Below are 14,725 nucleotides of genomic sequence, written 5' to 3'. Positions count from 1 at the left end.
GCAGACGAGGCGGGACGAACTTCGAGAGGCATGACGGGCGGCGCGCCGGCAAGATAGGGCGCACCGGTCTGGTTTTGTCTCTCACGCTCTTTGACATCGCGAGTATCTGAAGAGATATGCGGGCGACACTGGTTCATACGATGGATCAAGTCTCTGTATATCGCGCTTCTAGGGTTTCGGCCCGATGATGAAGTGTCAGCTTCACTGTTTGTACGGCTTTCGGTTTCTGAAGAAACCCGAAGCACAGACAAACAGATGACTTCATCCGGTTTAGCCACCGGATGAGATGTGCAGAGGTTCGAACGTCAAGGATAGCGGCGCAAGCCGCTTTCAACTTGAGAGTTTGATCCTGGCTCAGAACGAACGCTGGCGGCAGGCCTAACACATGCAAGTCGAGCGAAGCCTTCGGGCTTAGCGGCGGACGGGTGAGTAACGCGTGGGAACGTGCCCTTCACTACGGAATAGTCCCGGGAAACTGGGTTTAATACCGTATACGCCCTTCGGGGGAAAGAATTTCGGTGAAGGATCGGCCCGCGTTAGATTAGGTAGTTGGTGGGGTAATGGCCTACCAAGCCTACGATCTATAGCTGGTTTGAGAGGATGATCAGCCACACTGGGACTGAGACACGGCCCAGACTCCTACGGGAGGCAGCAGTGGGGAATCTTAGACAATGGGGGCAACCCTGATCTAGCCATGCCGCGTGAGTGATGAAGGCCTTAGGGTCGTAAAGCTCTTTCGCTGGGGAAGATAATGACGGTACCCAGTAAAGAAACCCCGGCTAACTCCGTGCCAGCAGCCGCGGTAATACGGAGGGGGTTAGCGTTGTTCGGAATTACTGGGCGTAAAGCGCGCGTAGGCGGACTGGAAAGTTGGGGGTGAAATCCCGGGGCTCAACCTCGGAACTGCCTCCAAAACTATCAGTCTAGAGTTCGAGAGAGGTGAGTGGAACNGGAAGATAATGACGGTACCCAGTAAAGAAACCCCGGCTAACTCCGTGCCAGCAGCCGCGGTAATACGGAGGGGGTTAGCGTTGTTCGGAATTACTGGGCGTAAAGCGCGCGTAGGCGGACTGGAAAGTTGGGGGTGAAATCCCGGGGCTCAACCTCGGAACTGCCTCCAAAACTATCAGTCTAGAGTTCGAGAGAGGTGAGTGGAACTCCGAGTGTAGAGGTGAAATTCGTAGATATTCGGAGGAACACCAGTGGCGAAGGCGGNTGACGCTGAGGTGCGAAAGTGTGGGGAGCAAACAGGATTAGATACCCTGGTAGTCCACACCGTAAACGATGAATGCCAGTCGTCGGGTAGCATGCTATTCGGTGACACACCTAACGGATTAAGCATTCCGCCTGGGGAGTACGGTCGCAAGATTAAAACTCAAAGGAATTGACGGGGGCCCGCACAAGCGGTGGAGCATGTGGTTTAATTCGAAGCAACGCGCAGAACCTTACCAACCCTTGACATCCTAGGACCACCCGAGAGATCGGGCTTTCACTTCGGTGACCTAGTGACAGGTGCTGCATGGCTGTCGTCAGCTCGTGTCGTGAGATGTTCGGTTAAGTCCGGCAACGAGCGCAACCCACATCCCTAGTTGCCAGCAGTTTGGCTGGGCACTCTATGGAAACTGCCCGTGATAAGCGGGAGGAAGGTGTGGATGACGTCAAGTCCTCATGGCCCTTACGGGTTGGGCTACACACGTGCTACAATGGTGTCTACAGTGGGTTAATCCCCAAAAGACATCTCAGTTCGGATTGTCGTCTGCAACTCGACGGCATGAAGTCGGAATCGCTAGTAATCGCGTAACAGCATGACGCGGTGAATACGTTCCCGGGCCTTGTACACACCGCCCGTCACACCATGGGAGTTGGGTTCACCCGAAGGCCGTGCGCCAACCTTTACAGGGGGCAGCGGACCACGGTGAGCTCAGCGACTGGGGTGAAGTCGTAACAAGGTAGCCGTAGGGGAACCTGCGGCTGGATCACCTCCTTTCTAAGGATGATGCTAGCATCTGAGCTTGCTCGGATCGTGCATCACTTAGCAGGCAGCAATCAAAGCTGCCAAAAACGAACCAGGTCGTCCTCATATCTCTTCAGACAAGAACGCGTATGGGCAAGGGCTCATGCGCCGCGGTTTTGCTCAAGGCAAACTGGCCCTTTCGGCAGATTTTGCGGCGCAAAATCGCCTGCCGGGCAACGCCGATTTTGCAGGGCAAAATCAGCTGGGTCGGTAGCTCAGGTGGTTAGAGCGCACGCCTGATAAGCGTGAGGTCGGAGGTTCAAGTCCTCCTCGACCCACCAGATCCCCTCGGGGGACAAGATGGGGCCTTAGCTCAGCTGGGAGAGCGCCTGATTTGCATTCAGGAGGTCAGGAGTTCGATCCTCCTAGGCTCCACCATTCCCGATTTGACCGACAAGCACCGTCTGGTGCTTCTCCGTCCAATCGGACGACTTTTACATCGTATAGAGAGAAATCAATCAACCTTGCTTGGTTCACCGGAGTGTCGGTGGATCTCTGCAGGTCTTCTTCGGAAGAGGTGATGACCCGGTCTAGCCGGCTGGAGCATCATATCCCTGCTGAAACGAGCAAGAGTTGTCCAAGTCAAGTACACTAACCCACCATTCTGCCGTCAGGCATGAATGGTCAGGTTTTGAGATCGCTCGATGCGATATTGAAACCTATATGTCCTCGCAACATGCGAGGGCGGGAAAGTATGCTTTTGATCCGGTAACAGTAGGGACGGCACGAACCAGCGTCGTTCCCGATGGGCCCGGGTGCTGCTCGCAGCATCCCCAGAGCCTGTCTCTTACTGGATCAAATCAAGCGCGAGAAGGGCGTTTGGTGGATGCCTTGGCAGCAAGAGGCGATGAAGGACGTGATACTCTGCGATAAGCCGTGATGAGCCGAGAATAGGCTTTGATCCACGGATCTCCGAATGGGGCAACCCACCTGAAAGCTCGTTATAATTGCTCTTCGGAGCAGCCTATAACGGGTTTGAACAGGTACTTGAGACCTGAATACATAGGGTTTTAAGAGCAAACCCGGGGAACTGAAACATCTAAGTACCCGGAGGAAAGGAAATCAATTGATACTCCCCCAGTAGCGGCGAGCGAACGGGGACCAGCCGAACTCTGAGAGTGACTGGAATGGTCTGGAAAGGCCAACCACAGCGGGTGACAGTCCCGTACAGGAAGCTCGATGAGACGTATTAAGTAGGGCGGGACACGTGAAATCCTGTCTGAAGATCGGGGGACCACCCTCGAAGGCTAAGTACTCCTTGCTGACCGATAGCGAACCAGTACCGTGAGGGAAAGGTGAAAAGCACCCCGACGAGGGGAGTGAAACAGTACCTGAAACCGAGCGCCTACAATCAGTCGGAGCTTCCTTGCGAAGTGACGGCGTACCTTTTGTATAATGGGTCATCGACTTGGTCTATCCAGCAAGCTTAAGCCGATAGGTGTAGGCGCAGCGAAAGCGAGTCTTAATAGGGCGTCGAGTTGGATGGATCAGACCCGAAACCGAGTGATCTAGGCATGACCAGGATGAAGGTAAGGTAACACTTACTGGAGGTCCGAACCCACACCTGTTGAAAAAGGTCGGGATGAGTTGTGCCTAGGGGTGAAAGGCCAATCAAACTCGGAGATAGCTGGTTCTCCGCGAAATCTATTTAGGTAGAGCGTCATCCGAATACCCCGGGGGGTAGAGCACTGGATGGGTAATGGGGCCCCACAGGCTTACTGATCCTAACCAAACTCCGAATACCCGGGAGTACTAGATGGCAGACACACTGCGGATGCTAACGTCCGTAGTGGAGAGGGAAACAACCCTGACCTCCGGCTAAGGCCCCCAATTCATGGCTAAGTGGGAAAGCAGGTGGGACGACCAAAACAACCAGGAGGTTGGCTTAGAAGCAGCCATCCTTTAAAGATAGCGTAACAGCTCACTGGTCTAATCAAGTTGTCCTGCGGCGAAGATGTAACGGGGCTCAAGCCATGAGCCGAAGCCGAGGATGCCGTAAGGCATGGTAGCGGAGCGTAGTGTGACATAGGATCTATCCTCTTCTGCATCCCTCGGGATGCAATGGAGGACAAGATCCTTACTGTGAAGCCGGGGCGTGAGCCATCCGGTGGAGTGATCACTAGCGAGAATGATGACATGAGTAGCGACAAAGAGTGTGAGAGACACTCTCGCCGAAAGTCCAAGGGTTCCTGCTTAAAGCTAATCTGAGCAGGGTAAGCCGGCCCCTAAGGCGAGGCCGAAAGGCGTAGTCGATGGGAACCAGGTTAATATTCCTGGGCCATGTGGTGGTGACGGATTGCAGGTGTTGTCGGTCCTTATCGGATTGGACCGGCAGCTGAGCAGTCCCTGGAAATAGCCCCACTTTAGGACCGTACCCGAAACCGACACAGGTGGACTGGTAGAGAATACCAAGGCGCTTGAGAGAACGATGTTGAAGGAACTCGGCAAAATACCTCCGTAAGTTCGCGAGAAGGAGGCCCGGGTTCAAGGCAACTTGGATCCGGGGGCACAAACCAGGGGGTGGCGACTGTTTACTAAAAACACAGGGCTCTGCGAAGTCGCAAGACGACGTATAGGGTCTGACGCCTGCCCGGTGCCTGAAGGTTAAAAGGAGAGGTGAGAGCCTTGAATTGAAGCCCAGGTAAACGGCGGCCGTAACTATAACGGTCCTAAGGTAGCGAAATTCCTTGTCGGGTAAGTTCCGACCTGCACGAATGGCGTAACGACTTCCCCGCTGTCTCCAACATCGACTCAGCGAAATTGAATTGCCTGTCAAGATGCAGGCTTCCCGCGGTTAGACGGAAAGACCCCGTGCACCTTTACTACAGCTTCGCACTGGCATCAGGATTGTGATGTGCAGGATAGGTGGTAGGCTTTGAAACCGGAACGCCAGTTCCGGTGGAGCCGAAAGATGAGATACCACCCTTCGCACTCTTGATGTCTAACCGCGGTCCGTTATCCGGATCCGGGACCCTGCGTGGCGGGTAGTTTGACTGGGGCGGTCGCCTCCTAAAGCGTAACGGAGGCGCGCGAAGGTTGGCTCAGAGCGGTCGGAAATCGCTCGTTGAGTGCAATGGCAGAAGCCAGCCTGACTGCAAGACTGACAAGTCGAGCAGAGTCGAAAGACGGCCATAGTGATCCGGTGGTCCCGAGTGGAAGGGCCATCGCTCAACGGATAAAAGGTACGCCGGGGATAACAGGCTGATACTGCCCAAGAGTCCATATCGACGGCAGTGTTTGGCACCTCGATGTCGGCTCATCTCATCCTGGGGCTGGAGCAGGTCCCAAGGGTACGGCTGTTCGCCGTTTAAAGAGGTACGTGAGCTGGGTTTAGAACGTCGTGAGACAGTTCGGTCCCTATCTGCCGTGGGTGTAGGATACTTGAGAGGAGTTGCCCCTAGTACGAGAGGACCGGGGTGAACGATCCACTGGTGGACCTGTTGTTGCGCCAGCAGCAGTGCAGGGTAGCTATGATCGGACAGGATAACCGCTGAAGGCATCTAAGCGGGAAGCCCCCCTCAAAACAAGGTATCCCCGAGGGCCGTGGAAGACCACCACGTCGATAGGCCGGAGATGTAAGCATGGTAACATGTTCAGTTGACCGGTACTAATGGCCCGATTGGCTTGATTTGATCCAGTAAAAGACAGGCCGAAACCTGTCCCAAACGGAAAATCAAAAGCATACACACTTAACGTGTCACTTGGACAAACCTCGCCGAAAGGCAGGTTGATTGATCCGATGCTCCCAGAATGGATGGGCAGTGTGCTCGCGGGACATTTTGCTTCGCAAAATTCCCTGACGCACACGCCCCGCTCCAAAGGAGCCTCGGGATTGGTTTTTACTCGGTTTGGTGGTCATAGCGCGAGCAAAACACCCGGATCCATTCCGAACCCGGCCGTTAAGTGCCGCTGCGCCAATGGTACTGCGTCTCAAGACGTGGGAGAGTAGGGCACCGCCAAACCTAGCAAAAACCAAATAATTCTCTCTATACAAATCATAACCTTCCGAGCTCAACGCTACGACGAAGGTCTTTGGCGCGGGGTGGAGCAGCCCGGTAGCTCGTCAGGCTCATAACCTGAAGGTCGTAGGTTCAAATCCTACCCCCGCAACCAAATCTTACCGATCATACCCCCAAAATCGATCCTCCCCTGCCTCCCGTGCCGCGGACAGAAAACGCCGTCGAAGAAACTCGGGAGCTGAGCTCGCCTGCGTCTCCAGGCGCCAGGCAGCACACCCGACACTGTCGGTGAGTTTCCACGCTCCTGGTATCCTGTTTTGGCGTGTCGCTGTGAGCTTCGGGACACAAGCAAGCGGCGCGGAAAGCTGGTGTCTCGCGCCGTTGGCCCACGCCTCGATGCTTCTGTAGTGGGGGCATCCAAGTGCCAGCCGACGGTTCGTCAGCTTCTGATGATGTCGGTCCCAGACACTTGGCCCTATGCTGCAGTAAAACAACAGTAGCAGCGTGCTGCGAACATCCCCCCACGCTCCATGTCGACAGGTGCCGAATAATGCTGCAAGTCAGGGCTGCATCTTGCATTAATCTTAGTCTTTTTTCTGGTGTGGGGGTCCGAGGTGAGCGGCATTTGGCGTAAGGTCCGGAGCGCATGGAGTGTCTCGACGCTTTGCACGCTCTTCGCTGTCGCCGCGTGCGACACGTTCCCCCTGACCACGACGGACTTCGAGCAGGACCTTGCTCAGTCTCCCCAAGTACAGCGGTCGAAATCCGAGGCCTGGGTGGCGCCACCCGACATTCAGCTGGTTCTCGAACGATCATTCGGGCCGGTCTCCGAGCAGCGCATCCTGCTGCCGAACCGGACGGCTGTGCGCGGGGACAATTTCCTCCTGCTCAGGGCACGGGAGGGCACGCTCGCGACAATCGGGCGCTTCGAGCCGCTCGAGCTGCTGGGGGCGACGGGGGACACGCCCGATCCGTTCGAGGATTTCGACAGCCTGCTTCTCGAAACCCGCGACGAGCCGATGGGAACGCTCAGCTGGGCGGTCTGGACCAACAATGCCAACCTGAACTGCGTTCTGGCCTTCCGGCGGTTGGATGCCTCCTCGCGCGTGGTGCCCGAGGGGGCCGGGGTCATGGACATGATGCTGCGCAATTGCGTGCATGGCACCGTGGAGCAGGCACTTGCACCCGCGCTCGAAGTCAATGTCGGTTATGCTGCGGCTGGCCCCGAGGGAGACCTGCCCCGGATGCTCTCGCCGCTCGCCGCGCCTCAACCGTAACGGAGGTCGGTCATGCAGCGCATCTCCGTCTCCGTCCTTGTCCTGCTGTGGCTCGCACTCCTCGTGCCGATCGTCTTCCTGGCGTCGGTACCCACCTCGATCATCGCGCAGGGGCTGATGGCACTCTGCATCTGCGTGCTCATCTATGTCCTGAAACCGTTCGTCTCGGCGAGCATGCCGGTGCGCTTCTTCGTGCTCGCCGTCGCGGCCGTCTTCGTGCTGCGATACTGGTTGTGGCGATTGCTGGAAACCTTGCCGGCACTCGATGACCCGGTTTCGCTCGCGGCGGCGCTGGTGCTTTTCGGCGCCGAGACCTTCACCGTTGGACTGTTCTTCCTCACCGCACTCGTCTCCGGCGATCCGGTGGATCACGCGCCGCCGCCGAAGGTGAAGCTGCGCGACGCACCGACAGTCGACATCCTGATCCCGAGCTACAACGAGCCAGCCGACCTGCTGGCGGTCACGCTGGCCGCGGCGAAGAATGTCACTTACCCTGACGACAAGAAGGTGGTGGTGCTGTGCGACGACGGCGGCACCGACCAGCGCTGCGCCCATTCCGACCCCGAGGTGGCCCGCGAAGCGCGCGAGCGCCGGGCCGAACTGCAGGAACTCTGCCGCGAGCTGGGCGTCGTCTACACGACGCGGGCGCGCAACGAGCACGCGAAGGCGGGCAACCTGAACGAGGCGCTCAAGTCGCTGAAGGGGGAGCTCGTGCTTGTGCTCGATGCGGACCACGTGCCGACAAGGGATTTCCTTGCCCGCACCGTCGGTTACTTCGCCGAGAACCCGCGGCTGTTTCTCGTGCAGACGCCGCACTTCTTCACCAACCGTGACCCGATCGAGCGCAACCTCGCGTTCAGCGAGGCGCTGCCCTCGGAGAACGAGATGTTCTACGGGCAGATCCACCGGGGACTCGACCGTCTTGGCGGTGCCTTCTTTTGCGGCTCGGCAGCGCTATTGCGGCGCCGGGCGCTGGACGAGGTGGGCGGGATCTCGGGCGAAACCATCACGGAGGATGCCGAGACGGCGCTCGACATCCATTCGCGCGGCTGGGAAAGCATGTATCTCGACTACGCGATGATCGCCGGGCTGCAGCCCGAGACCTTCGCATCCTTCATCCAGCAGCGTGGCCGCTGGGCGACCGGCATGATCCAGATGCTGATCCTGAAGAACCCGATCTTCCGCAGCGGGCTGCCGTTCACGAAGCGCCTGTGCTACCTGAACTCGATGAGCTTCTGGCTCTTCCCGGTGGTGCGGATGATCTTCCTGCTCAGCCCGCTGCTCTACCTGTTCTTCGGGCTCGAGATCTTCGTGGTGACCCCTGCCGAGGTGCTGGGCTTCATCCTGCCCTACCTCCTGATCGGGTTCATGGTGCAGAACGCGCTGTTCTCGCACGTGCGCTGGCCGCAGGTCTCGGAAGTCTACGAGATCGCGCAGACGCCCTATCTGCTCGGCGCCATCATCTCGACGATCCGGAAGCCGAGGGCGGCATCGTTCAAGGTCACGGCCAAGGACGAGTCGCTCGACCGGGCCTTCATGTCGCCGATCGCGATGCCACTGCTGGCGCTGACCGGGCTACTTCTGGCGGGCCTCGTGGCAGGGGTCCTGCGCTGGGTCGCCTACCCGGGCGACCGGGCGGTGGTCCAGATCGTGGGGGCCTGGAACGTCTACAACTTCATCCTTGCCGCCTGGGCCCTGCGCTCAGTGTTCGAGCGGCCCTGGCGGCTCGTGCGGCCCCGCACCGCCGTGTCGGTGCCTGCCCGGCTGACGATCTCGTGGCCGGAGAATGCGGCAGAGGGCGAGGCGACTCCGGACACGGACTCGGACACGGGCGAGGGTGTCGAGGTGGTCATCGTCTCGGCCACACCGAAGTCCCTGAGCGTGCGCCTGCCCGCAGGGGCCGAGGGCGACATCGTCAAGCGCGCCTCGGACGCAGGTGCGTCGGCTTCGATCCTGCCGGCGGTGGAAAACGCGCCGGCGCCGGAAGGGCCATTGCCGGTCACGGTCGGCGTACTGAAGAGCGACACGAGCGGCTACCTTTGCATGCTCGACATCCCGGAAAGCGCGATGATCGACGCGAGCCGCTTCGCGGCGGCGGTCGTCTACGGCGACAGCGGCCGGTGGGAGTTTTTCCGCAAGACCGTTCCGCGCAGCAGCACGCTGGTCACGGGGTTCGCCTATGTCATCGGCAAGGCGCTTATGTCGCTGCCGGTCACGGTGCTGGACCTGCTGCGCGAGCCCGAGCGGCGGCGGCAGGCGGTGTTCGACGATGCCGCCGAGATCCCGCGTGACGCGTTCGCGGCCGCGAAAGGAACAGAGGCCAGGAATCGGCCCGCGGCGGAGGACGACGACGAAGACGGCTACCTGGAAGTCGAGGGGTGAACATGAAACGTCACCTGCTTCTTTTCTCCGCCATGATGTTCGTGGCCTGCACGCTGTTCACCGCTGTCGAGGCCCAGCAGATCCTGCTCGACGGTGTCAACAACAACGGGACGACGCAAAACGACCGCATGCGCTTCGGCCCCGGGGCTTCGGACGAGGACAGCCTGTCGGATGAACCCGAGGTGCCCGAGACGGTGATGCTCCCGCTGCGTCCCCTCGCCCTGAAATCCGGCGATACGCGAGTCTACCGGATGTCGGGGCAACATGAGGTGGCGCGCTTCGGGCTGTTCCTGCCCTACGCGATGGACGACGTGGCGCTTCACCTTGCGACGCGCAGCGCAATCGATGTGCTTCCGGCGCGGTCCACTGTCGAGGTGGCGGTCAACGGCACCGCCATCGGCAGCATCGTTCCGGACAATTTCGAACGGTCGCAGACCGACACCCTCGCGATTCCTGCCGGTGCGCTGACGGCGGGCCGGAATGTCGTGACCCTCACTGCCAAGCAGGTCCATCGCGTGTTCTGCGGGCCCGACGCAGCCTTCAGCCTCTGGACCGAGATCGGCCTCGGAGCGAGCGGCGTCGAGATCCTCTTTGACGATCTGCCGACCGACGCGCTCGGGTTCCTCGCGGCCTCCGTGGCCCAGCTTGCCCGCGATATGCCGCTTGAGACACACATGGCCAGCGAGGGCTTCTCGCTGTCGGACGCGGCACCGCTGATCGACCGCTTCGACGGTGTGTTCGGCCCGATGCCACCGGAAATCTCGATCGAGGACTACTATTCCGTGACCTCTGGCGCCTCTCAGCTTGCTAGGATCACCGTCCTCCCGTCGGGCATGGTGATGCCGGAGGGGCCGCAGTTCCTGCGCGGCGGAGACGGTGCGCTGGTCCTTATGCTCGAGCGCGGTGATTTCGAGCGCGCCGGCGAGATCCTGTCCGACGCCCTGCCGCCGCAGCCGGAAAACGAGGCGCTTGCGAGGCTCGAGCCCGGACGGCCGACGCCCCTGTCGGAGCTTGGCGTGGAAGGCGTGCGCGGCTACGGTCGCTACATTCAGGAAAACGTGCCTTTCCTGCTGCCGCAGAACTGGCTGCTGCTCGCCTCGCAGGAGGGGATCCTGCAACTCGACTGGCGTTTCGACACCGGGCTGCCGAAGGGCGGGTTGTTGCTGGTGAAGATGAACAACACCACGATCCGGCTCCTGCCGCTCGACGAGCCCGAGAATGCCGGCCGTCCGCTGCCGACCCTGCGGATTCCGTTTCGTGCCAATTTGCTTCAACCCGGCGCGAACCGCCTCACCTTCGAAGCGCTGGTGCCTGGGGATCCGCCCGACCAGGCCTGCGTACCCCGCGAGGCGCCGATCTTCGAAGTCTCCGGCGGAACGCGCCTCTTCGTCCCCCCATCGCCGAGCATGTCGCTTCCGGGGATCGACCGCACCCTTGCCGAGGTTGCCCAGAGTTCGATCCGCCTAAGCGAGGCGGCCGAGGAACGGCTGCCGCTCGGCCTGTTTCCCCGGCTGTCCAGTGTCCTGTCGGGGCTGTCGGTCCGGGGCGATCCGGATACGCCGCCCGAGGTCCGCCTGACGATCGGCGTTCCAAGTGATCTGGATGCACTCTCCGGCGATGTCGTGAACGGTCACCAGTCCGAGCTCGCAAAGCTTTTCGACACCGATGATGCCGAGCCGGTAGAGCAGGGCGACGCGTGGTCTCGGCTCAAGGGCGAAAGCTGGTTGTCCGACGTGATCCGCCCCGAGAACCTGTCGGCACTTCCCGCGCAGGTGACGGAATGGTTACGTGCAATCTGGACCGGGACCGGGTCGGAGCTGAAGGAATGGCTCTCGAGCCGATCGGCCGAGGCGGTCTTCCTGCAGCCCGACATGCAGCGCCCCGAGGAGATCTGGCTCATCCTGAAACCGGGGGCCGATCACCAGCATATCGTGGCCTCGCTCGCCGAGACCCGTCAGACTTTCCGGGGCCCGAAGGCGCAGGTCTCGGTGTTTTCGCCGCTCACCGGGTGGGAAAGCTGGCAGGCGCCGAACCGCCCGCTGCAACTGCACGAGGCGCTGACGCCAGGCAACGCCCGCGCTGTCGTCGGAAATTTCGTCACGATCATACCGGGGCGGTTCATCGCTCCGCTGCTGGTTCTGACCGCGCTTGCGTCGGCCGTCGCGCTGGCGATTGCGGTTATGACACGAAGGAAGCGCAAATGAAGCGTCGTCAGTTCATCTCGGGCCTTGCTGGGGCAGGCCTGACCATCGGGCACGGTGGAGCATCCGCCCAGACCGCGGCCGAGGATGTCTCGAAGACCCTGCGTGACGTCTGGGCGGCGTGGCGCGAGGCCCATACCGAGGGCGCGGGGCGGGTCATCGACAACCGTCAGGGGCGTGCCAGTCACTCCGAGGGGCAGGCCTACGGGATGCTTCTTGCCGTCCGCCTCGGTGACCGTCGCACCTTCGAGCGGATCGAGACCTGGACCCGCGTGAACCTCGCGATCCGGGCGGATTCGCTCATGGCGTGGCGCTGGCTGCCGGACGAGCCGGTGCGCGTGCCGGACATCAACAACGCAACCGATGGCGATCTCTTCCGGGCCTGGGCCCTTCTGCAGGCGGCGGAGCGGTTCAATGCGCCGGAGCATCTCGATACCGCGGCGGCGATCGTCTCCGACATCGTCGATCGTTGTGTCGTCGAGCGGGCGAACGGCACGCCGCTGCTGCTGCCCGGTGCCGACGGTTTCCTGACCGACGCGGGGTTCATCTTCAATCCCAGCTACTGCATGCCGCGCGCGTTGGAAGATCTTGCCGCAGCCTTCGACGCGCCTGTCCTGAACCGCGTCGCGCGCGCATCGGTCGCGCTGGCGGGAACACTTGCCGAGTCCGGTCCTCTTCCGGACTGGGTGGAGGTGACGGACGGCGAGGTCCGACCAGCCGAGGGGTTCTCGTTCGATTCCGGCTACGAGGCGATGCGGGTGCCGCTCTACTACGTCTGGTCCGGGCTCGAGAATCATCCCGCCGTGCGCCGCTATGCCATCGCGCAGCAGGCGGTCGGGCGTGGCCGCGCCGCGACGGTAATCGGCCGGCCCGGGGGCGATATTCTCGAGACCAGCGCCGAGGCAGGCTATCGCTCGCTCGCGGCGCTGGCCGGCTGCGTGTCGAACCGCAACACCGGCTCGGGGATGTTGCCGTTCGAGGCGTCGCAATCCTACTATCCCGCAACGCTGCAACTCTTTGCCATGCTGGCCCAAATCGAGGGGGCACCACGATGCATTCCGATCTGACCGGTCGCGGCGCGGTTCGAGCCGCCGCGTTTCTGCTCTTTCTTGCGGTCGGCAGCATGGCCGCCGCACAGACACCGACGGAAAGCGATCTCCAGGCGCTGCGCTTCTACCTCGCCGAGGACAACGAGGACGCCGTGCGGTCAGAACTGCGCCGCCTGCAGATCGAATACCCCAGCTGGGAGGTCCCGGACGACCTGACCGAGCTCAAGCGGGACGTGCCCGGCTCGTCGATCAACCGCATCTACAGCCTGATCGAGCAGAGAAATTTCGCGGCAGCGCGCGAGGCGATCAACCAGACCGCCGAAAGCTATCCCGACTGGTCGCCCTCCGCCGATCTGCTCGAGACGCTGGCCATCCAGGAAGCCCAGAGCAATTTCGACGACGCCATCGACATGGACGACGGGGCCACCGCGATCGAGATCGCGCGCAGCAACCCGGCGTTGCTGCGCTGCGAGCGGGTCAACAACGCCTGGCTTCTGGCCGAGCGCTACGCCGAGGTCGGAGAGCCTGACACCGCGTTGCGCGTCTATGACGGGGTGGTCCGCACCTGCACGGATGTCGACATCCTGATTGCCACCCTCGAGAAGGCGGCGGCTTATGCCGACCCGAACGAGCTCGGGGATCTTGCCGATGCCGCACGGGGTCAGGTTCCTTCGGCCGAGAGCCGCATCGACCAGGTCGAAGACCGGCTGCGCGCCGGCTTGGGAGCGCCCGCGATCAACACCTCCTCCGCGCCGGGCACCATCCCCCTGCCTCGGACCGGGGCCGCGGAAGGCGGGCGTGTGGCAACCTCCTCGGCCGTGGCGGCACCGGCTCCGAGCGTGTCGGTCACAGCGGCGCCCGCCATGAGCCTCAGGCCGGTTCGGCGCCCGGCCGATCTCGATGCGCTGCTGACGGCTCCGGCAATCGCGCGTCAGCGCGGCTCTACGCCTTCTGCGCCCGTGACGTCTGCCCGTGCGTCCTCTTCCGGAGGCTCCGGCGTGCTCGCACGGGCGCGCAGTGCCGCGGAACGCGGCGACTGGCGCGGCTGCGTTTCTGCGACCTCCGGAAGCCAGCAGGCGGACGTCGTGGCGCAACGTGGCTGGTGCGTGATGAACATCGGCCGACCGATGCAGGCGCTCGCGGATTTCCGGCGGGCGGCGTCGTCCGCGTCGACGGCGCGGGCGCGGATCGATTCCAGCTACGGCGCGGCGCTTGCGATGCTGCAGCTGAACATGATCGACGAGGCTGCGCAGATTGCCGCCACCACTCATTTCACTGCCGACCAGCGGCGAGAGATCGAGGGGCAGATCCTCGACAAGCGTGGGGTCGCGGCCTACGAGCGCGGAGATTTCCGGCGTGCCATCGCCTATTTCGACGAGCTCGAGCGGGTGACCGGAACGGTTCGGCGGGATCTCGCGCTGCTGCGCGGTTACGCCTACCTGAACTCGGGGCAGCGGCAGGCGGCCAAGGCCGAGTTCATGCATTTGCACAATCAGATGGCAACCCCGGCCACCCGGCGCGCACTTTCGCGGGTTTTCGATTGAGCTTACTGCCGGATCGGCGCAGATTTCAGTAGAGAGTGCCTGCCGGAAGGTCGGCGGACGCGGTGCATCCTGTGCGCCGCTTGGCACGCTTGCCGTGAATGCGCGTTAGAAATCACGCGAATAGCACCCTTTCGCCATGATTTCGCCACGGCGTCCTACCCATATGTATAGCTAGGTTCTCCGATCGTGGAGCCGGGGAGGACATCAGGTCAGTCCCTGTCTCCATAGGCGAAGGCAGCTACCCTTGGGCGGGTCTGCCAAGCCGGTTCGGCGAGCGCTACTTAGAGCAGGACAAATGA

Annotated in this window: 5 protein-coding genes, 3 tRNA genes and 3 rRNA genes; all 11 read left to right on the top strand. The window is 61.5% G+C overall.

Annotated elements, in window-relative coordinates; all coding sequences use genetic code 11:
* The first annotated feature begins 331 nt into the window (after window positions 1-331).
* The 11 genes from D6860_RS25545 to D6860_RS17690 all read left to right on the top strand — a co-directional run bounded on the left by D6860_RS25545 (window position 332) and on the right by D6860_RS17690 (window position 14,426).
* A 16S ribosomal RNA gene (locus D6860_RS25545) occupies window positions 332-1,987 on the top strand.
* Between the two features lie 231 nt (window positions 1,988-2,218).
* Window positions 2,219-2,295, top strand: a tRNA-Ile gene (locus D6860_RS17735).
* 21 nt (window positions 2,296-2,316) lie between these two features.
* Window positions 2,317-2,392, top strand: a tRNA-Ala gene (locus D6860_RS17730).
* Window positions 2,393-2,812: 420 nt separating this feature from the next.
* Window positions 2,813-5,646 (top strand): 23S ribosomal RNA (locus tag D6860_RS17725).
* 215 nt (window positions 5,647-5,861) lie between these two features.
* Window positions 5,862-5,976: ribosomal RNA gene (gene rrf / locus D6860_RS17720) — 5S ribosomal RNA — on the top strand.
* Together the 16S, 23S and 5S rRNA genes with 3 tRNA genes alongside form the textbook arrangement of a ribosomal RNA operon.
* A gap of 74 nt (window positions 5,977-6,050) precedes the next feature.
* Window positions 6,051-6,127: transfer RNA gene (locus tag D6860_RS17715), tRNA-Met, on the top strand.
* A gap of 460 nt (window positions 6,128-6,587) precedes the next feature.
* Window positions 6,588-7,250 carry a hypothetical protein gene (locus tag D6860_RS17710; RefSeq protein ID WP_128549298.1) on the top strand — a complete coding sequence of 221 codons (663 nt, stop codon included), beginning with the start codon at window positions 6,588-6,590 and terminating at the stop codon, window positions 7,248-7,250.
* A 12-nt stretch (window positions 7,251-7,262) separates the two neighbouring features.
* Complete coding sequence (gene bcsA, locus D6860_RS17705) at window positions 7,263-9,632, top strand: UDP-forming cellulose synthase catalytic subunit (RefSeq protein WP_076623103.1); 2,370 nt, start codon at window positions 7,263-7,265, stop codon at window positions 9,630-9,632.
* Window positions 9,633-9,634: 2 nt separating this feature from the next.
* Window positions 9,635-11,836: a cellulose biosynthesis cyclic di-GMP-binding regulatory protein BcsB gene (locus D6860_RS17700; RefSeq protein WP_076623104.1), complete on the top strand. Its 2,202-nt coding sequence runs from the start codon at window positions 9,635-9,637 to the stop codon at window positions 11,834-11,836.
* Entirely contained in the window at window positions 11,833-12,900 is a 1,068-nt protein-coding gene (locus tag D6860_RS17695; RefSeq protein ID WP_076623105.1) for a family 8 glycosyl hydrolase, read from the top strand. The genes D6860_RS17700 and D6860_RS17695 overlap by 4 nt, the downstream gene beginning before the upstream one ends.
* Window positions 12,885-14,426 carry an outer membrane protein assembly factor BamD gene (locus tag D6860_RS17690; RefSeq protein WP_076623106.1) on the top strand — a complete coding sequence of 514 codons (1,542 nt, stop codon included), beginning with the start codon at window positions 12,885-12,887 and terminating at the stop codon, window positions 14,424-14,426. Before D6860_RS17695 ends, D6860_RS17690 begins: the two co-directional genes overlap by 16 nt.
* Window positions 14,427-14,725 lie beyond the last annotated feature (299 nt).

The sequence above is a fragment of the Salipiger sp. D13 genome (genome assembly GCF_003703915.1).
Classification (GTDB): domain Bacteria; phylum Pseudomonadota; class Alphaproteobacteria; order Rhodobacterales; family Rhodobacteraceae; genus Salipiger; species Salipiger profundus.
Note: the sequence above shows the minus strand (reverse complement) of the source record. Positions and strands in the feature narration are given on the sequence as shown.